This is a genomic window from Monoglobus pectinilyticus (assembly GCF_002874775.1).
In the GTDB taxonomy this organism is placed as follows: Bacteria; Bacillota; Clostridia; order Monoglobales; family Monoglobaceae; genus Monoglobus; species Monoglobus pectinilyticus.
The window spans coordinates 1,554,382-1,575,392 of record NZ_CP020991.1 but is presented as its reverse complement, the minus strand read 5'-3'; the positions used below and the strand labels follow the sequence as shown (position 1 = coordinate 1,575,392).

The 21,011-nt window shown below is 38.8% G+C and carries 17 protein-coding genes; 6 read left to right on the top strand and 11 right to left on the bottom strand.

Annotation, left to right across the window (positions count from 1 at the left end):
• Positions 1–2 precede the first annotated feature (2 nt).
• The 7 genes from mraY to mraZ form a co-directional block, all read right to left on the bottom strand.
• Positions 3–980 (bottom strand): phospho-N-acetylmuramoyl-pentapeptide-transferase, encoded by a 978-nt coding sequence (mraY, locus tag B9O19_RS06850; RefSeq protein WP_102365720.1) that lies wholly within the window; start codon positions 978–980, stop codon positions 3–5.
• Between the two features lie 39 nt (positions 981–1,019).
• Entirely contained in the window at positions 1,020–2,420 is a 1,401-nt protein-coding gene (locus B9O19_RS06845) for a UDP-N-acetylmuramoyl-tripeptide--D-alanyl-D-alanine ligase (RefSeq protein WP_102365719.1), read from the bottom strand.
• A 93-nt stretch (positions 2,421–2,513) separates the two neighbouring features.
• Positions 2,514–3,968: a UDP-N-acetylmuramoyl-L-alanyl-D-glutamate--2,6-diaminopimelate ligase gene (locus B9O19_RS06840; RefSeq protein WP_102365718.1), complete on the bottom strand. Its 1,455-nt coding sequence runs from the start codon at positions 3,966–3,968 to the stop codon at positions 2,514–2,516.
• A gap of 1,061 nt (positions 3,969–5,029) precedes the next feature.
• Positions 5,030–7,279, bottom strand: coding sequence for a penicillin-binding transpeptidase domain-containing protein (locus B9O19_RS06835; protein WP_102365717.1), 2,250 nt, complete (start codon positions 7,277–7,279; stop codon positions 5,030–5,032).
• Positions 7,280–7,407: 128 nt separating this feature from the next.
• Entirely contained in the window at positions 7,408–8,259 is an 852-nt protein-coding gene (locus B9O19_RS06830; protein WP_102365716.1) for an FtsB/FtsL family cell division protein, read from the bottom strand.
• A gap of 4 nt (positions 8,260–8,263) precedes the next feature.
• Entirely contained in the window at positions 8,264–9,199 is a 936-nt protein-coding gene (gene rsmH, locus B9O19_RS06825) for a 16S rRNA (cytosine(1402)-N(4))-methyltransferase RsmH (RefSeq protein WP_102365715.1), read from the bottom strand.
• 25 nt (positions 9,200–9,224) lie between these two features.
• Complete coding sequence (gene mraZ / locus B9O19_RS06820) at positions 9,225–9,632, bottom strand: division/cell wall cluster transcriptional repressor MraZ (RefSeq protein ID WP_102365714.1); 408 nt, start codon at positions 9,630–9,632, stop codon at positions 9,225–9,227.
• Between the two features lie 482 nt (positions 9,633–10,114).
• Between mraZ and B9O19_RS06815 the strand changes: the two genes are divergently transcribed.
• From B9O19_RS06815 to B9O19_RS06800, 4 genes are all read left to right on the top strand, one after another.
• Complete coding sequence (locus B9O19_RS06815) at positions 10,115–10,717, top strand: nucleoside recognition domain-containing protein (RefSeq protein WP_102365713.1); 603 nt, start codon at positions 10,115–10,117, stop codon at positions 10,715–10,717.
• Entirely contained in the window at positions 10,708–11,223 is a 516-nt protein-coding gene (locus B9O19_RS06810) for a spore maturation protein (protein WP_102365712.1), read from the top strand. Before B9O19_RS06815 ends, B9O19_RS06810 begins: the two co-directional genes overlap by 10 nt.
• 114 nt (positions 11,224–11,337) lie before the next feature.
• A complete protein-coding gene (gene gltX, locus B9O19_RS06805; RefSeq protein WP_102365711.1) occupies positions 11,338–12,984 on the top strand; it encodes a glutamate--tRNA ligase in 1,647 nt (548 codons plus the stop codon).
• Between the two features lie 47 nt (positions 12,985–13,031).
• Positions 13,032–15,059 carry a class I tRNA ligase family protein gene (locus B9O19_RS06800; RefSeq protein WP_102365710.1) on the top strand — a complete coding sequence of 676 codons (2,028 nt, stop codon included), beginning with the start codon at positions 13,032–13,034 and terminating at the stop codon, positions 15,057–15,059.
• A gap of 141 nt (positions 15,060–15,200) precedes the next feature.
• Here the strand turns inward: B9O19_RS06800 and B9O19_RS06795 are convergent, their stop codons facing one another.
• From B9O19_RS06795 to B9O19_RS06785, 3 genes are all read right to left on the bottom strand, one after another.
• Positions 15,201–16,379, bottom strand: coding sequence for an aminotransferase class I/II-fold pyridoxal phosphate-dependent enzyme (locus B9O19_RS06795; RefSeq protein ID WP_172620955.1), 1,179 nt, complete (start codon positions 16,377–16,379; stop codon positions 15,201–15,203).
• Positions 16,376–16,876: an Lrp/AsnC family transcriptional regulator gene (locus B9O19_RS06790; RefSeq protein ID WP_102365709.1), complete on the bottom strand. Its 501-nt coding sequence runs from the start codon at positions 16,874–16,876 to the stop codon at positions 16,376–16,378. The genes B9O19_RS06795 and B9O19_RS06790 overlap by 4 nt, the downstream gene beginning before the upstream one ends.
• A 121-nt stretch (positions 16,877–16,997) precedes the next feature.
• The gene (locus B9O19_RS06785; RefSeq protein ID WP_102365708.1) at positions 16,998–18,035 is read right to left on the bottom strand and encodes a 3D domain-containing protein; all 1,038 of its coding nucleotides are present in this window, start codon (positions 18,033–18,035) and stop codon (positions 16,998–17,000) included.
• Between the two features lie 552 nt (positions 18,036–18,587).
• On the opposite strand from B9O19_RS06785, the gene B9O19_RS06780 reads away from it, so the two are divergent.
• Both B9O19_RS06780 and rsmI read left to right on the top strand, forming a co-directional pair.
• Positions 18,588–19,382: a tRNA1(Val) (adenine(37)-N6)-methyltransferase gene (locus tag B9O19_RS06780; RefSeq protein WP_102365707.1), complete on the top strand. Its 795-nt coding sequence runs from the start codon at positions 18,588–18,590 to the stop codon at positions 19,380–19,382.
• Positions 19,372–20,223, top strand: coding sequence for a 16S rRNA (cytidine(1402)-2'-O)-methyltransferase (gene rsmI, locus B9O19_RS06775; protein ID WP_102365706.1), 852 nt, complete (start codon positions 19,372–19,374; stop codon positions 20,221–20,223). Before B9O19_RS06780 ends, rsmI begins: the two co-directional genes overlap by 11 nt.
• Here the strand turns inward: rsmI and pgeF are convergent.
• Positions 20,207–21,007, bottom strand: coding sequence for a peptidoglycan editing factor PgeF (pgeF, locus tag B9O19_RS06770; RefSeq protein ID WP_102365705.1), 801 nt, complete (start codon positions 21,005–21,007; stop codon positions 20,207–20,209). The genes rsmI and pgeF overlap by 17 nt on opposite strands.
• Between the last annotated feature and the right edge of the window lie 4 nt (positions 21,008–21,011).

Sequence of the window (21,011 nt, the reverse complement as noted above, 5' to 3'; positions counted from 1 at the left end):
AATTAACCAAAATAATACATCAGCGCGCAAAGCAAAACCGTCACTGCTGAGAATACACACACAATTGTTACTTCACTCCACCCGCACATTTCAAAATGATGATGTATTGGTGACATTTTAAATATACGCTTTCCGGTCAGTTTATATGACGTTACCTGCATAATTACTGACAACGTTTCCATAACATACACAAATCCAACAATTAAAAGCGTTATAGGCTGTTTCAGCATTATAGCAAGACCGCACACAGCGCCGCCCAAAAACAATGAACCTGTATCACCCATAAAAACTTTTGCCGGTTTCCAGTTAAAAAGCAAAAATCCTACCAAAGAACCACACAAAACTGCTGCCAGCAACGACATAGCATGATTGCCCATACTTGTAGAAATCAGCATATAAAATATCGAAATAACAATTGTTATAGAAGTCGCTAAACCATCAAGCCCATCTGTCAAATTCACACTGTTAACGGTTGCAAGCATTACAAAAATCACAAATGGTATATAAAACCAGCTCAGGTCAAAATCCACCGAAGTAAACGGAAGGTCAATCACCGTTCCGGTACTTCCTCCAATCGCCACAACAGTAGCAAAAATCAGAGCAGCAACGAACTGAAGACTAAATTTCTGGGCGGCGGTAAGACCTAAGTTTCTTTTTTTGACCACTTTTATGTAATCATCGATAAATCCTATAGCTCCAAATGCCAGTGAAAGTAAAATTACCAAAACTAAATCCACTGTATTTCCCATAGAAATCCCGTCGGACGCTGTCCAAACAAACATTGCAACGAGGGTTACAATAATACTCAAAATAAATATTATTCCGCCCATTGTCGGCGTCCCTGATTTGCTTGCATGCCACGCCGGGCCTTCCTCACGTATTTCCTGACCGAATTTTAATCTCCTCAGCATTGGTATTACAAATATTCCAAATAATACTGACAATACTAATGCTATAACTCCCCAAATCAAGTAATTCATAATTACCCTCTCCAATCAAAACAGTTTTAGCTCTCAATACTATGAATTTCCCATCTTATCAAGCGCTTCCGCAACTTTCTCAAGATGCATACCTCTTGAGCCTTTTATCCATATAACATCATTATTTTTTATTATTCCTCCAAGACGCGATATAGCTGATTCGTTATCTCCGAATTCATATACATCGCTTGAGTTAATACCGCCGTCTATTGCGCCTTTGGCTATGTTTCCGGCCATATCGCCTATTGTTATCAAACAGTCAATCCCCTTCTCGGCGCACATCAGCCCCACTTTATAATGTTCCTGCTCCGAAGTCTCTCCAAGCTCCAGCATATCAGCCAAACAAGCAACTTTTCTGCTGTTTCCGCCGTTTTCTTCAGCCGTTAAAACCAAAACGTCAAGCCCGGAGCCCATAGAATCAGGGCATGCGTTATAACAATCATTTATTACTGTAAACTTAGGATAATTTGTCTTAACTTGTCTTAATCCCTCCGGCACAAAATCGTGAACTCCCTTTATCATGCTTTCCACTTTAAGGTTATACCTATATCCTACAAGTATCGCGGCCAGCGCATTATATATATGATGTATACCTGGTGCATTAGTCTCAAATTTATAGTCAACACCATCTATTTTTACGTTAAACTCACTGCCGCACGAGTATAATTTTATATCCGTCGCTACAACGTCACAGGATTTATTTTCTATACCATAATATAAGGTTTCATAATCCAGCTCTCCATTTTTCTCCCAGAGAAATTCATCGTCTCCATTCAAGATAATGGTTCCGTCTATAGACAAACCATCAAGAATCTCAAATTTAGCCTTGCATATTCCCTCTTGACTGCCCAAATGTTCCATATGTGAAATACCAATATTGGTGATTACCGCAGTATCCGGCTTAACTATTTTAGAAAGCCTTGAAATTTCACCAAAAGCGCTCATACCCATTTCTATAACTGCCGCTTCGTCGTTATCCGTAAGTCTAAAAATAGTAAGCGGAACTCCGACCTCATTATTATAATTACCCTCCGTCTTCAGCGTAACATATTCGTTGCCCAATACAGAGGCTATCATACCTTTTGTTGAAGTCTTTCCAACGCTTCCTGTGATTCCGACTACCGGAATATTAAATTGTTCTCTATAAAACGCCGCTATATCTCTCAGCGCTTTGAATGTATCGTCTACAGCAACAACAGGAAGATTTCCGAAGCTTCCTTCCTCTTTGTCAACCACACAGCATGCAGCACCGTTATTTACGGCTCTCTGAACAAATCTATGACCGTTATTATTTTCTCCTTTAAGAGCAACAAAAACAGTTCCGTCGGATACTTCTCTGTCATCTCTGACTACGTTTTTAACTATCTCATCTCCGCTGCAATTGTAAGCTATTCCTCCGGTGATTTCAGCAAGTTTGTTGATATTCATACACCATTTCATAAAACTATCTCCTTAGTAATCCACTGACTTCCACACAATCACAATCAAATTCATAATATTTTGTTACAATATTGCCGTTAAAACAGCTTGTTATTATTTATCGTAACACCCTAAAAGTTTTTGAACTATTTCCCTTTCATCAAACTTTATAGTATCTTTTCCTAAAACCTGGTAAGTCTCATGACCTTTACCGGCCAATAATATTATATCATTTTTTTTCGCGTGGTCAAGTGCATATTCAATTGCGGAGAATCTATTTGTTATAACCTCGTAATCACAGTCTGTCTGTTTTACTCCTTCAACTACCTGCTTTATTATCTTTTCAGGATCCTCAGTTCTCGGGTTATCACTTGTAACTATACAAAAATCCGAGAGTTCTCCTGCTATCTTGCCCATTATTGGTCTTTTTGAGGCGTCCCTGTCACCGCCGCACCCAAATAGTGTGACTATTCGTCCTTTTGCAAATCCACGTATGGCGTTTATAACATTCAAAAGTCCGTCCGGAGTGTGCGCATAATCAATTATAACTGTATAATTTGTACCCGGCGTTCTTACTATTTCTATTCTTCCCTTAACGCCTTTAGCACTATGAAGACCGTCAACAGCCAAATCAAGAGGTATGTTCTCAGCCATGCAGCAGCCTATCGCTGTAAGCGCGTTATATACCGAAAATTCACCGGGTATCGGCAAGTCGACGTGTTCTTCCATACCACCGTAATTTATATCAAATTTTACACCGTCTTCATTCAGAATTATATTAGACGCTTTTAAATCACAATCCTGATTTATACCGTATGTTATCATATTCCGGCACCTTGCATTTTCAATAAGATATTCGCTGCGGGCGTCATCTTTATTGACTACGCCGGTATTGCAAATATTAAACAATATGCTTTTTGCCGCCAAATATTCCTCCATAGTCTTATGAAAATCTAAATGGTCCTGGGTTATATTGGTAAACGCCCCTACATCAAACGTACACGCCGTCACTCTGTCAAGAGCCAGCGCATGAGAAGAAACTTCCATCACAACATAATCCACATTATGAGAGGCAATCATATCAAACAGCTGCATCAACTCCAAAGAGTCTGGCGTTGTTCTTGAGGTTTCCATTATCATATCGCCTATCATATTTTGATTTGTGCCGATAAGCCCAACTTTCTTTCCAAGATGTTCAAGAATTGATTTAATCAAATAAGTAGTCGTAGTTTTTCCGTTTGTTCCGGTTATTCCTATAAGCTTAAACTTTTTATAAGGATAATCATAAAAAGTTGCCGCCATTTCAGACATAGCCTTTCTTGTGTTGTCAACGATAACACAGGGGACGTCAACTGTAGGAAGGTCATGTTCGGCTACCACAGCCACCGCACCGTTTTCAACAGCAGACTTAGCATATTTATGTCCGTCAGTCTCATAACCTGTTATGCAAACAAAAACGTTTCCAGGTTTTACTTTTCTGGAATCACAGGCTATACCACTTATTTTCATGCTTCCGCCGCCATCTATTTTTTTAATATTTACATCCTTCAACAATTCTGAAAGTGTCATTATTATTCCTCCTGTGTAATATCAATAAAACTTTTCTTATTCTACTATATACTTTTAAAACTCAATTTATTTGTAAAAGTTATAAGCTTAGATTTTTAATTTATAAATATTTATTAGAACCTTTAGAATTATGTATTTTTCGCTTTATCTCATTACATAATCTTTTTGCTTAAATATGATTACTTATAATTTATATAAAATATATTTTATGGCGCACACTTTTTGTGATTATTTTACTGTTATAATGTTGATTATAGTTATTTATATTATATAGCTAATATAAATAAAAAGTCAATTAGTTATTATGATTTAGTAGAAATTTATGTAAATTTCTTTGCTTGTTTGCGGCTGCGCACCTTGCGCGGCGGTCTTCGACCGCCCTGCCGTTGTTTGCCACAAATTACTTTTTTTTAGCGCTATTTTTATTTTGCCGTCAATTACCTTGTTATGCTTTTTTAGATTTATTTTAATACATCCGCTTATTTGCGGCTGCGCACCTTACGTGGCGGTCTTTGACCGCCCTACCGTTGTTTGCTATAAATTACTCTTATTTTAGCGCTATTTTTATTTTGTTGGCAATTACCTTGTTATGTTTTTTTGATTTATTTTATATATCTGCTTATTTGCGGCTGCGCACCTTGCGCGGCGGTCTTTGACCGCCCTGCCGTTGTTTGCTATAAATTGCTCTTATTTTAGCGCTATTTTTATTTTGCTGGCAATTACCTTGCTATGTTTTTTTAGATTTATTTTAATATATCTGATTATTTGCAGCTGCTCACCTTGCGCGGCGGTCTTTGACCGCCCTGCCGTTGTTTGCCATAAATTACTTTTATTTTATAAATAAATTATTTTGTTACACTTCTGTTTGATTTGTGTATATATTTGCATATTTAGCCGGCGAACTCTGCATTATTATCTTATTGAGATTTTATACCTCAGCACCCTTTGCTATAAACGCTTTTTTGCCTAAACAAATTATATAAAATTTTATTTTAACCTCCAAAATGATTAAATCACTTTTTTATAATTCATGCCAAAAATAAACCTTAAAATTATAAATTTTAATCATTTGTAGTCTCAGATTCATCATATCTAAAGTTAAGCGAAACCACTGTTCCGGGTTCTACCATAGTTCCTTCAACCGGTGATTGACCGATACATGTTGCATTTTTACCCGATTTTGAAACTCCTTTGATTTTTGCGTTCAAACCCTCGCTGACTAAAGTTGAATTTGCTTCCGCCGGCGTCTTTCCTACAACATTCGGCACCGCAACAGAACGAGTTGCCTTATTGCCCTCGGTATACAAAACAACTGTGCTTCCCTGAGTCACTCTAGTGTGCGCTTTTGGTATTTGGTCAACTATAAGGTCACTCTCGCCGCTGAACTTAACCTCAAGGCCGCTCTCATCAATTGCTATCCCTGCGTCAGACTTACTCATTCCTGTAACATCAGGAATTTCAACATCAACATATTCTTCCTCAGAACTGTTATATTTCGGCTCAACCCCCAAATACTGCAATGTTTCGCCCAGAATATCGCGAACTACCGGTGCCGCAATAGTACCGCCATAATATGAATCGCCATTTGGCTCATCCAGGATTACAAGGCAAACAACCTGAGGGTCATCCGCCGGAGCAAACCCTATAAATGACGCTACATACTTACTGTTTCCGCGGGGGTATTTCTCTGACGTACCGGTCTTTCCTGCTATTCTATATCCTGCTAGATACGCATTTTTACCTCCGCCGACTGATACAACTGATTCAAGTATACTGCACATTTCTTTACTTGTTTCTTTTGAAATCACCTGTCTCACCATTTCAGGCTCGGTGTTCTCAACTATTCCCATATCGGAATTAACTATTTGTTTTACTATATGAGGTTTCATTAATGTTCCGCCGTTAGCGACAGCACTGACTGCAGCTACCATTTGAAGAGGCGTTACTGTTATAGACTGTCCGAATGACGATGTTGCCAAATCGACATCTGTCATATTGTCTTTTGTAAATCCAAGACCCGTTGCCTCACCGGGAATCTCTATTCCGGTCTTCTTAAAGAATCCAAATGCCTCAACACCTGTCAAAAACTTTTCTTTTCCTGTCTTTTGACCAATTTGTATAAAAGCAGGGTTACACGAGTTTTGTACTGCCTGAGTAAAGTTTTGCAACCCATGACCGTTAGTATTGGCGCATTTTATTGCTCTGTCTGCAACCACAAATGAACCGCCGCAGGTGAATGAGTCATTCAGTGTACATGAACCGGTGTCTAAAGCTATCGAAGCGACAACAGACTTAAAAGTAGAACCCGGTTCATAAGAATCGACTACCGCTTTGTTACGCCTAACCGTCTGCATTACTTCTCCCAGCCTCGCATTATATTCCTGCCCGTCTAAATTTTCAAGTTCTTCTTTTATACCCGGATATTTTTGTTCGATTGCTTCTGTTATTTCAAACGGAGCATTAAGATTATAATCCGGCTCTGTACACATAGCAAGTATTTCGCCTGTGTTAACATCCATTACAATAGCCGCCGCTCCCTCGTTAACCTTATTATCTGCGGCTGCGGCTTCTAAATTTTTCTGAACATAGCTCTGTATTGTTTCGTCAATAGTCAAAACAACACTATTTCCATCCTGAGCAGCTATATAATTCTCATATCCGTTATTATCCTCAAGACCGGTTGATTTTTGAGCCGACACTACCCTTCCCGGCACACCGCTGAGTTCTTCATCGTAAATACTCTCAACACCTTCAAGGCCCTGATTGTCCGTACCGCAGAAACCAATAACCTGCGCTGCAAAATTATTATACGGATAGTATCGTTTAACGTCCTCTGTGAAAGCTACACCGCTGAGTCCCGAAGCATTTACATACTCTCTAAGGGTGTCGGCAACCGTCTTATCCACTTTTTTCTTTAAAGTCTCATTTTGAATCTTTTTTGATATTTTATCCTTTACCGCGTCTTTTTCAAGTTCCAAAATATCGGCAAATCTCTGAGCAACCTCATCAATAGTCATATTTTTTTTACTGATAGATGTACGCAGCGTTTCAGGAGTTATACTTATAGTCTCAACCGTAGTGTTGGTTGCAAGCACTTTATAGTTCCTGTCATATATATTTCCGCGTTTGGCGCTGACCGTATTATCACTTGTCTGCTGGTCTAAAGCCTGTCTTGACAAGTCCTTCCCCCTAACCGTCTGAAGCCAGCCGACGCGAAATATCAGTGCTATAAACATCACTGAAAATACTATTAATACAGTCATAAGCCTGGTAACTTTCCCGCCCTTTTTTTTACCCTTATGCTCTGCCATATTTATTCCTCCATTAATTACAACAAGGCGACCAAATTTAGGCCGCCGTTCTTTGTGGAAAGTTTATTATATAAAATTATAAAATAGAACATATTTTAATAACTTTTATACCCATTTTGTATTTCATTTTATTTTGAAGAAGAAGATTTAACTACTTCATCCTTTATTCCCATATCTATATAAAATATCTGAGACGAATCCGGATTAACCATTCCCAGTTGATTTTTAGCGACTGATTCAAGGTTTCCCAGTTCAATTGATTTATCTATACTTGACTGTATTCCTTCGTTTGTGACAAGAATTTTACTATATTCTGAATTCAACGTTTCTATTTCCTGATTTTTACCAAATATTGCACTCTGTCTGTAAAGCATCAGCACACACATTAAAAATATCACTGCTATGCCTAAAATAGATAATACACGAGCCTTTAATTTTCTTTTATTTTCTAACCGCTCCTCACGGGTCAGAATTTTTCTCTGAACCTCTCTGCCCGGAACAGTCACCGTGGTTCCGCCGGTATATCCCAGCGGCCTTTCATAAACGGAAACTGATGATGTCCGCATTCCGTTTGCCATAGGCCTTTCTGACGGAGCCGTATACACAGGTGGATAATACCCCCTCATATATGATTTATCCTGAATATTAACAGTTGAATTACCTCTCCGATTCGAACTCGGTCTCTTTTCCTGATATACACCGCTTTGGGCTCTATAAGATTTTCTGCTCTCATAACTGCCTGTTCTTAGTCTTTCTGTACCTGCATACTGAGTGTTTCTGATTTCAGTGCTGTTTATTCCGGGATACCTATAATTCATGTTCTCCTGATAACGCGGAGCACCATAAGCACCGCCATATGATGAAGTGCCTCTTGTTTCCGCCCGGTAATTCCTGCTTTGCGACAAAGGTGCTTGTCTTCTATATGCTGTCTTTTGTTTCTCAGGCACTTTACCATCCCTTTCAATTAAACTTTTTAACATTCGATTATATTTTTTCTGCTATTCGTAATTTTGCACTATGGGCTCTGTTATTTTTTTCAAGTTCATCTTTTCCGGCAACTATTGGTTTTCTGTTTATTATCTTTATCTTCGGCGAGTTTCCGCAAACACAAACCGGAAATTCTTTCGGGCAGGTACATCCTCTGGCCAATTCTGCAAAAGCAGTCTTTACAATTCTATCCTCCAGCGAATGAAAGGTTATCACAGCCAAACGTCCGCCCGGCTTCAAACATTCTATAAAATCACAAATTGCTTCTTTCAGACCATCAAGTTCATGATTGACCTCTATTCTAATAGCCTGAAAACTTCTCTTGGCAGGATGCTTGTCCCCATACCTTTTTTTCGGAGGAAATGACCTCTTTATAATTTCACTTAGCTCCCGCGTTGTTTCTATTGTCTTTCTTTCTCTTTCTTTCACTATATTAGCGGCTATTTTTGAGGCATTCTTTTCCTCTCCAAACCTGAACAGCAATTGTTTCAGTTCATCAAAAGTATAATTGTTAACAACATCATATGCCGTCAGTTTGTCGTCCCTGTTCATTCTCATATCAAGCCGTGCATCGGAATTATAGCTGAATCCGCGTTCTGCCTCATCAAGCTGCGGAGATGACACGCCCAAATCTAGAATTGCTCCATCAATATTAGGGATTTTAAGACTTTCTAAAATATTTTTTACATTAAAAAAATTATCGTGAACAGTTAATTTCCTGCACTTATATTTTTCAAGTTTTTTACCGGCTGCATTAAGTGCGGCAGTATCTCGGTCAATACCGATAAGAGTTCCGGATTCGCCAAGTTTTTCACATATAAGAGACGAATGTCCGCCGCCGCCAAGCGTGCCGTCAAGATACACTCCTTCAGGCTTTACGTTCAGCGCTGCAACGCTTTCATTCAACAAAACTGAAATATGATTAAATTCCATAGAAGCTTCCTCTGCGTTCAAATTTCTATATAAAATCTTCCTGCTCCATAATTGACTCTATATTTTCGGCCTTATAAGCGTCGTCGTCAAAATACTCCGACCACTTATCCCTATTCCATATCTCAACATGCTTGAACGCACCTATAACCGCTATTTCTTTCTGAAGACCAATATATTCACGAAGACTGACCGGAACAACTATCCTTCCCTGCGTATCAAGTTCACACTCACTTGAACCGGCAGAGAAAAACCTAAGTTTTTTCATATCTTTCAAACTTTCCAAAAACCGTATCCATTCATCTTTCGGATATATCGAAATACAGTTGATTCCTTTAGCGACGACAAAAGTCTGACCCAAATCGGTTCTAAACTTAGATGGAATGTTAACCCTGAACTTAGCGTCCACAGTTTGCATATATTCACCTATTAACATTTTGCCGCCTCCTTTCAACCAACTTTTTTGGTTTTAGGGCAATGTGCTCCACACTTAAGTCATTTCGTACCACTTTCATGGCATATTAATACACTTTAGTACACTTTCCCCCACCACGTATATTCTACTACAAGCCCTTGCTTTATGCAAGCGTTTTTTATAATAATTTTAACGATTTTGAAAAGTGGACAATATAATCGTATTTTGTCGAAAAGAGAGGTTTATAATCAAATCAAAACCGGAATATATAGTGCACTGAGCCAATATATTATACAATATATACGAGTTGCCTAAGTGACAAAATTTTCGTGTTTCCCTTAAATACTATGGTCAAAACATTTATTTACAAATATTACCATACAGTATTATACATACATTCGGCCAATATTTATGGAGAATCATGAAGAATGCTGTTTACAATTTAGTAAAACTTATATTACAAAACAATAATTCTATTGCACTATACAAGAGAGGTAATGCTTATGATGAACTACATATGGGGCGGAATGATAATAATATCACTTATAGTATCGGTATTTACCGGACATGTTGAACAGACCGCGGCGGCGGCTGTCAGCGGAGCCGGAGACGCTGTCACTCTTTGCATTTCACTTTTAGGTATAATGTGTCTATGGACAGGTATATCTAAAATAGGTGAAGAAGGCGGCTTAATAAAAATTATAGCCAAAGCCTTAAATCCAATATTAAAATTTATATTTCCAAAACTTGACCCAAAATCAAGCGCGTTCGGAAGCGTGGTTATGAATGTGGTAGCAAACCTGCTCGGAATGGGCAACGCGGCAACTCCCTTAGGAATCAAAGCTGTAGGAGAACTGGATAAGCTTAACAAATGCAAAAAATCCGCCACTGATGAAATGTGTATGTTTGTGGTATTAAACACAGCCTCTTTGCAGCTGATACCAACTACCCTAATATCACTTCGTCAAAGCTATGGCTCGGCAAACCCGGGCGAGGTCATTCTGCCTATTTGGATATGTGAATTATGCGCGCTGGCTGTTGGAATCACTGTCGCCAAACTATTTCAGACGCATCAAAAAGACAGGGGGCATAAACTATGGAAATAGTATCTATGTACTCAGTCCCATTTTTTATATTTATTTTTCTGATTTTTGGATTTGTAAAAAAGGTTGATATCTATGATTGCTTTGTATCCGGAGCCAAAATGGGGCTTGAATCCACATTTAACATAGTTCCGTCACTTATAGGACTTATGGTGGCAATAGCTATGTTCCGTGAAAGCGGATGTCTTGAACTAATCACCAACGCAATCTCCCCTGTTACCAATTTGATACATATGCCGCCGGAAGTAGTTCCGCTTAGTTTTTTAAGACCGATTTCCGGCAGTGCGGCGCTGGCTACGGTAACCGATATATTTGAACACCTGGGACCTGACTCTATGCAGGGCAAAATAGCGTCAATAATGATGGGCTCTACTGAAACCACTTTTTATACAATAGCTGTATACTTTGGAAGCGTTGGAATAAAAAATATACGCTACACGTTATTTGCCGCGCTAAGTGCGGATTTGTGCGGAATGGTTATGTCAGTCCTGCTCGCACAGATTTTTTAAGTATGAAACTTCTGAAATCAACCATATAATAAAACCAGCGAATACTTGACTTATTTAGGAAAAAATAGTAAAATACTTGGTATTATATTATTAATTGGTTTAGGAGATTTTGTAATGAATAAAAATGAGCAGCTTGCCGAACTTCTTTTCGGCGGTATTGATAAAACACCTGAATATTATGAAGAAAAATATCCCAAACGTAGCCTTCCGGAAGGCGCGCCGGTCACGCGTATAGGCCCAAGCCCCACAGGATTTGTGCATTTAGGTAATCTATACAACGCAATAATAGGAGAGAGACTCGCTCATCAAAACGGCGGCACGTTCTTTCTCAGAATTGAGGATACAGACGCCAAACGCGAGGTTGAAGGCGCAGTTGAGCTGGTTATATCAGCTATGGACTTTTTTGGTATTCACTTTGACGAGGGCGCCTCTGTCGACGGTGATAATGGAGCTTATGGACCATACCGCCAGCGTTTAAGAAAAGAAGTTTATCAATGCTACGCCAAAGAGCTGGTAAAGAAGGGGCTGGCGTATCCTTGTTTCTGTTCGGAGGACGACCTTTCAAAAATGCGCGAGGAACAGATTTCGGACAAGCTCAATTTCGGATATTACGGTAAATGGGCAAAGTGCCGTGACCTTTCTATAGATGATATTAAGAAACGGATTGAAAACGGCGATAAATATGTTCTGAGATTTAAGTCAAACGGAGACGAAAATAACCACGTTGAAGTATATGACGGGATTCGAGGAATGCTGAACGTTTCTGAAAACTATCAGGATTTTGTTCTGCTCAAATCCGATGGTATACCAACTTATCATTTCGCTCATGTTATAGACGATCATTTAATGAGAACAACCCATGTGGTAAGAGGCGAGGAATGGCTTTCAACTCTGCCGATACACGTTCAGTTATTTGACGCCTTAGGCTTTGACAGACCTGTATACTGCCACACAGCGGTTCTGATGAAAATGGACGGTGACACAAAAAGAAAACTTTCAAAGAGAAAAGACCCTGAGCTTGGTCTCGAATATTACCGCAGTGAAGGATATGCACCGAGAGCTGTTTGGGAATATCTCATGACTGTTTTAAATTCCAATTTTGAAGAGTGGAGATTAGAAAATCCCGACGCCCCGATTGATGACTTTAAATTTAGTTTAGACAAAATGAGCAATTCGGGAGCGCTGTTTGATATTATGAAATTCGAGGATGTCAGCCGCGAGGTTCTTCTAAGAACACCGGCAAATAAGATTTATGACGAATTTTCTGATTGGCTCAAAGAATATGACCCTGAATTTTATAAGCTGTTTACCCGAGACAAAAATTATTCCGAAAAAATCATTGACGTTGGCAGAAACGGAAACAGACCGAGAAAAGACCTGACAAGCTGGAAACAGGCACGCGATTTCTTCTCATTCTACTTCCCTGAAACGTTTAAAGTTGAAGATGAATTTCCTGAAAGGGTATCTAAGGAAGACCGATATAAAATTCTAAAACAATATTTAACCTCGTTTAATATAAAAGACGACAATTCCGAATGGTTTCAAAAAATCAGAGATATTACCGAATCAATGGGTTATGCCGTGAAACCAAAAGATTTCAAAAAAAATCCCGATATGTATAAGGGCAGCGTCAGCGACGTCAGCGGAGTTATACGTGTAGCTATAACAGGACGCACTAACTCGCCCGACCTTTGGGAGATATGTCAAATAATCGGCGAAGACGAAATGACAAGAAGGATTAATTTGGCTATTGCAGGTTAAAATATAAACTACAAAAGATTCTGTTTTTATATAGAAGGAGAAAAAACATGGGTAAAAACAATCAAAATAATGAGCAGTACAGACCTAAAAAAATAAGTGTATTTGACCTCCCTAGACCATCATTTCCCAAAAGGGCAGTTGTGACAGGAGGTATGCCTTACGGCAACAAAAAGCTTCATTTTGGACATGTAGGCGGCGTATTTGTTCAGGCAGACTGTTTTGCGCGTTTTCTGCGCGACCGTATTGGAGAAGAGAACGTTATATTTGTTTCAGGTACTGACTGTTACGGCTCACCTATTGTCGAAAGTTACAGAAAACTTTGCGAAACAGGGGAATTCGACGGAAGCATTGAGGATTTTGTCAGAATAAACCATGAAAGTCAGAAAGAAGTTCTTGGCAAATATGATATAAGCTTAAATCTCTTTGCCGCTTCAGGACTTGGAGAGTCCAAAGATGTACATGCTGCCGTAAGCAGTGCATTAATGCAGCAATGGTACGAAAACGGACATCTCGAGAAAATGGTAACCTCTCAATTCTATGACGCTAAAGCAGGACAATTTTTAAACGGCAGACAGGTCATAGGAAAATGTCCTGTTGATAAATGCCAGAGCGACAAAGCATATGCAGACGAGTGTTCGCTGGGGCACCAATATATGCCGGCTGACCTGATTGACCCCAAAAGCACATTAACAGGCGAAACTCCTGAAATGCGTGACGTTGTGAATTGGTACATTGACATAACAAAGTTTAATGAACTGATGAACGAATATGTTGACAGCCTTCCTGAAAAAGGCAATTCACGGCCGCTTGTATACAACACAATAAAAGAATTTATGCTTCCTCCGATGATTTACATTAAAAAAGACTTTATAGACGAATACACCGCAATCAAGTCACAAATGCCGGAGCATATTCTGAATTTGGAGGACAACAAGACCTCATTTTCTATCGAATTTATAAATTTGAATGACCGTGACAAAGCAAAAGAACTGTTAAACGATAATAACATACGGTTCCGCGCCGGCAAAACTTTGGTTCCGTTCCGCCTTACAGGCAACATCGAATGGGGCGTTCCAGCTCCTGTACTGGATGGCGAAGATGGGCTGACAATTTGGGTATGGCCCGAATCATTATGGGCACCGATTTCGTTTACAAAGACATATTTAAAACAGCAGGGAAAACCCGAAGATGAATGGGAAAAATATTGGAAAAGCACTGATTCTGAAGTGTTCCAGTTCATTGGTCAAGATAATATATATTTTTACGGAATAGCTGAAATGGCAATGTTCATAGCGCTTCAAGGCAAGGAAAATCTGACAGCATTCCCGTCTGACGGACAGTATACGCTCCCCACGCTTGTTGCCAACAACCATATTTTGTTTCTTAACAAAAAAGCAAGCAGCAGCGGAGATATTAAGCCTCCAATGGCTGAGGATTTGCTGGAGTATTATACTGCGGAACAGCTGAGAGCGCATTTTTTAGGTTTAGGACTAAGCTTAAAAAGCGTTAGCTTCCAGCCGAAACCTCTGAACCCGTCAGCCGGCGAAAAAGACGCTGACCCTGTAGAGCGCGAAGGCAAAATGTTATCCAATGTGTTTAACAGAGTAGCGCGCTCATGCTTTTATACCATTCAAAAATACGGAGAACCAATTATGCCTATGGGTCAGGTTTCTGAAGAGGTGCTGCATGACGCAAAAGAGACTATACTAAAATATGAACACGCTATGTATAAGTTTGAGTTTCACACAGTTATGAATCTGATGGACACCTATATAAGAAATGCAAACAAATTTTGGGCAAAAAATATTAAAGACGCTGAAGCTGATCCTGAAAAGAGAAATCAGGTGCTGATAGATACCTTGCATATGGTAAAAACCGCTATGGTGCTAATGCACCCTGTCGCTCCAAAAGGTACTGAACTGCTCTGTGAATATTTAGGATTTGGCAAAGACATATGGAACTGGGAGCATGTTTTTGACACCCTTACAGATTTAGCAAAAGCTAACGGCGAAACAGAACACAGATTAAAATTTCTTGAGCCGAGATTTGATTTCTTTCCCATGAAAGCGAGATAAAAACAAAAATCTAAATTAGCATTTTATAAAATACACAATAAAACAAAAACTGATTCCTCAATTAAAAGGAATCAGTTTTGTTATTTATATTTATTTTTATCACAGTACATTTCGAATAATCCATAATTTTAGTATGGAAAATCATCTTTTAATTTCTTTCAAAAATGCTTCTGTTCTGCTTAAAGCCTCATTTATATTTTTTATTGAATAAGCATATGAACACCTAATAAAGCCTTCTCCGCTCTCGCCAAATGCAGTGCCCGGCACTACAGCGAGTCTCTTGCTGTATAATAAGTTTTCACAAAAAGTATTTGAATCCATACCTGTGCTCTTAATGCATGGGAAACAATAAAACGCGCCCTTCGGCTCAAAACAGCTAAGCCCTAGCTTGTTAAAACCTGCGACTATAACCTGTCTGCGGTAATTATATTCATCCCTCATCGTTTCTATGTCACTGTCACCGTTTTTTAACGCCTCTATTGCGGCATACTGAGCGGTTGTAGGCGCAGACATTATCGCATACTGATGAACCTTTGTCATAGCTTTTATCAAGGCCGGATGACCTACCGCGTATCCAAGCCGCCAACCTGTCATAGCATACGCTTTTGAAAAACCGCTGACAACAACAGTTCTTTCATACATACCGTCAATTTCAGCAATAGATACATGTCTTTTATCACCATATGTAAGTTCAGCATATATTTCATCTGATAAGACCATTATATCTGTTCCTCTTAAAACGTCAGCTATTCCTTCAAGGTCTTCCTTAGTCATAACAGCTCCGGTTGGGTTGTTTGGAAACGGAAGCACAACGGCTCTGGTTCTGTCTGTTATAGCTGATTTTAATTCCTCAGGCGTCAATCTAAAATCATTCTCTGCCTTTGTCTCTATAACCACCGGTATTCCTCCGGCTAATGATACTATAGGCTTGTAGCACACAAAACTAGGTTCACATACCAAAATTTCATCACCCGGCTCAACTATAGAACGTATAAAAAGGTCGATAGCCTCACTTCCGCCGACGGTAACCACTACCTGGTCATCAGGATTATAATTCAAAGAAAATCTGCGTTTCATATAGTTGCAGATTTCAACTCTTAGTTCTTTTAATCCTGAATTTGAAGTATAATGCGTATGCCCCTTTTCCAGAGAATAAATTCCCTCGTCCCTAATATGCCACGGAGTGACAAAGTCAGGCTCTCCAACTCCTAAAGATATGCAGTCCTCCATCTCGGCCGCAACGTCAAAAAAACGTCTTATACCGGACGGCGGCATACTGCTTACCGTTTTATTTATCATTTTTTCAGGATTAAAACTCATAGGGATATTACCTCCCTTTCATCCTTCTCAGGCTGCGAGCATACTATACCGTCAAATTTATAGCGTTTTAAGACAAAATGAGTGGCGGTTCCAACTACAGATTCCATAGGAGCCAAATGCTGCGACACAAAAAGTGAAATTTCTTTTATATTAGAACCTTCAACAGTAATTCCAAAATCATAACTTCCGCTCATAAGGTTGACGGACTTAACCTCAGGATATTGGTATATTCTCTCAGCTATTCTATCAAAACCCTGGTTTCTCTGCGGAGTAACGCGAAGCTCTATATAAGCAGTAACAGAATCCGGGCCTGCCGCTTTATCCCAATTAATTTTAGCGCCATAACCTAAAATAGTACCGTCTTTTTCTAAATCGTCGATGATGGCGGCGACTTCTTGTGCGGCGATTCCGGTCATTACCGAAATCTCTTCTAAGGGCAGTCTGCAGTCGTTGTGCAGTATTTCAAGTATTTTATCCTGGTTTGAATAATTAGACATAAGTCATACCTCCATCAATAAATTTATATAATGATAACACTTTTAGTATTAAAGGTCAAGTAATATTCAGGTTTTGTAATCAAAATAAAAAGACCGCCTAAGCTTAGGCGGTCATGTTTTATTAATCTAAGAAATAAATATTTACTGCGCGTCTTCCAAACTCATTACACTGAGCCTTAGACCAGTAGAATAAATCTACTCTCTTGCCTTTTATAGCTCCGCCGCAGTCTCCTGCAATGGCGTAACCATAAATATATTTTCCATCAGCAGACTCAATATACATCTTTGTTCCGTAAGGAATAACCGTCGGGTCAACTGCGATTACACCATATCCCATAGGCATACCTGTTGATGTAACGCCGGCCCAAGGACCGTTGTCTTCATAAGACGCGTCATATGCTGTCGCTGTAAATGTTTCTACTCTTGAATAATTTGTAGGTCTAGAAGCAGGTATTTTTCCAACTTCAAATTCTTCCTGCGGTGAATATTCAACTATCTCATTTACCGGCTCTGCTAATACAATTTCACCGATTCTTTCTCTTGATATCTCAGCGCCGTCCTGATAATAAATCTTATATGTGATTTCTCTTTCTCCGTCAGAGCCTTCTCTTGTAACAACTCTCTGCCCCGGAGCTAAATTCACATTTTCAACTTCTTCTGTTTGATACGAGATTCTTTCAGATACTGTTACTATCTGGCTCTCTTCCTGGTTTACAATGATTTCGTCACCGGCTTCAATAACATCTGTCATTCTTGGTGTGACCTCATCATCGGAAGCCTCAACGCCAACATCAGCAAGAACATCTGAAACAAGCTTTTTTGTTGTGCTATACTCGTTAGTAACACCGTTTATAGTAACTCTAACCGGTATAGCTCTGTTAATCTGAATTACTGAATTATTTGAAACCGTATCATTTAAAGCAACATTTGTTTCGTCGCCCTCATTAAGTGATATACCTTGCTTTGCTAAAACTTTACCAACGCTGGTATCACTTGTTTTTACCGTAATCGGAGTATTGTCTCCGTCACAAATCGTAACGGTACTCGGAGTTGCATATGCAAAACTACAGCATGTTGCTACAATAAAAGTTGAACATAAAGCAGCTGCTGCACAATTTTTGGCTGATAAGTGTAACTTTCTCATCAGTCTTGTAAACATCGAATCACCTCAAATAAATTTTTGGAATAAAACAATATTCCTTATCTCTGTCACGCTGGCTATTATATATTGACTTAGAAAATCCGTCAAACCTTCAAAATTGTCTCAAATCGTCTAAGTCAAGTTTAAATCCAGCACCGGCACAAAATCAAATGTTTTCTCTTATATTCTAATAATTTTAGCTTTTTTCTTTTATTTGCTCTTCTTTTTTCCTGACGATTGCCAATTTTGGTTATTGTGCTCAATCCACTTTTCTGTTATACTATTTTTATGGCATTATATCAGGAAATTATAGCGAAAAAACTCATTTTTTGCATTGTAATACAAATGTAACAGAGTTGTAATATTAAGAAATATTTTAAGATAAAGCTTTCGTAAACACCGAATTTGCGTTGATTTTATTTTGTTATATTTCTGAAACAAACTACTCTTTTGTTTATTTTGCACAATGAAAATCAATTTTTATTATACAGTTTGCACATGTTAACATTTTATGAACATAAACGCGCAAATATGAACATTATATGAACTCAAAAAAGGAATTAAAATACAATGAATAACACTTTATTAAACAAAAACGAAAGAATTGACGACCTTCATTTAAATAATTTAAAACTGATACAGAATCCAAATCAGTTTTGTTTTGGCGTGGACGCAGTATTGCTGGCACATTTCGCCTCAAAAGGGATAAAATCCGGTTCCAGAACAATGGATATGTGTGCCGGTAACGGTATAATTTCAATACTATTATCTCACAAATCTGCCGCAGAAGAAATAATCGGCCTGGAAATTCAAAAAGATGTATCAGATATGGCATCACGCTCTGTAATCCTAAATAATTTATCTAAAAAAATTAATATGGTCTGCGGAGACTTAAAGTTTGCCAGCGATATATTTGGAAAAAGTTCTTTCAATAATATAGTCTGCAATCCTCCATACAAAGAATATGGCGGAGGGCTTATAAGTAAACACAATTCTGCGGCGATTGCCAGGCACGAGATACTGTGTAATGCTGAGGATATTATAAAAAGCTCATCTGAACTGCTAATGCCCGGCGGAAAGCTTGCTATGATACATCGTCCTGAACGATTGATAGACCTTGTTACACTTATGCGAAACTATAAAATTGAACCTAAACGACTCAGATTTGTACATCCTTCTTATAAAAAAACTGCCACAATGATACTTTTAGAAGGAACCTACTGCGGAAGGCCAAAACTTGTCCTAGAGCCTCCATTATATATATATGAAGAAACAGGCGCAAAATATACCGATGAAATTAATTTAATATATGAAAGAACCGCCGAATTAAAAGATAAAAGCGAAGGAGAAAGTTATGAAAGGTAAATTATATTTATGTCCGACCCCAATCGGAAATCTTGACGATATAACACTGAGAACTATTAAAACACTTGAATCCGTAGATTTGATTGCAGCTGAAGACACAAGGGTCAGTATGAAATTATTGAATCATTTGGGAATAAAAAAGCCAATAACCAGCTATTATGAACATAACAAAAAAGAAAAAGGCGCCCATTTAATTGAAAAACTTTTAGACGGATGTAATATAGCTGTGGTCACAGACGCCGGAATGCCCGGAATCTCAGACCCGGGAGAGGATATCGTTATGCTTTGCGTACAAAATGAAATCAAAGTAGAAGCTCTGCCAGGTCCATGCGCCTTTTCCACTGCACTTGTGGCTTCCGGACTTCCAACAGGACGGTTTACTTTTGAAGGATTTTTGTCGGTAAACAAAAAAAGCCGCAGAGATCACCTCCTCAGTTTAAAAAACGAAACGAGAACTATGATATTCTATGAAGCGCCGCATAAACTCAAAGCGACCCTTGCCGATATGCTTGAAACATTCGGAGGAAAACGTCAAATAACCGCCGCGAGGGAAATAACAAAAAAATATGAGGAATATATAAGAACTACTTTAGAAGGCGCAGTTGAACATTTTGAAAACAATCCTCCCAAAGGTGAGTTTGTTCTAATAATAAAAGGCGCTGACCCTGAGGAAATAAAAGAAAAACACCGAGCGAATTTGCCCGATGCTGAAACGGTTATACTTAAACTGATAAATGACGGCATGAAAGGAAAAGAACTCTCCCGCACTGCCTCTGAGATATTAGGAATTTCAAAAAATGAAGCCTATAGCCTATATCTAAAAATTAAGGCAGAGCAATAACCGCCACCTGCCGTCCGGTTTTTTCTTTATGCACACGATATGAGTAATATTTATCCGAATTGCATATTGTGCACTCATCCGATATATAAATATTTATAGGTTCTAACCCTTCTGAAACCAAATTATCTCTATTAACGGACCACAAATCAACATGAAACTTACCATTTGGCTTTGAAACACAATATTTTTCGTCAAACAATGAAGCGGTATCACGGTCCACCTCAAAACAGCACTTGCCTATACTCGGTCCGATAGCGGCAATTATATCTTTAGGGTCTGAGCCAAATTTTTCCTTCATTAAACGCACAGTCTTACCGCCGATTTGTTTAACAGTTCCCCGCCAACCGGCATGTGAAGCCGCAACAACTTGTTTAATCGGGTCATAAAAAAGCAAAGGGACGCAATCGGCTGAAAATATTATTAAAGCAATACCTCTTTGGTTTGTTATCAGACCGTCTGTGTCACGAATATCGCTCTCCTGCTGAAAAATTCCCTTTCCACAGTCATTTTCAGTAACAATACGTATATTATCCGTGTGCATCTGTCTTGCGCAAACTCCACGGCGTATATCAAAACCTAAGTCTTCAGCAAGCAGTCTATAGTTTTCTAAAACCGCATCAGAATCGTCGCCTACTCTGAATCCAAAATTTAAACCGCTGATTTTTCCGCTGCTAACCCCACCAAGCCTGCGTGAAAATCCATTTATAACACCCAGCTTTTCAAAAGGCTCCGCCACAAGATAGCTCCGTTCATCCTTTTCCAAAACTTTAAATTCACTGTTCATTCAA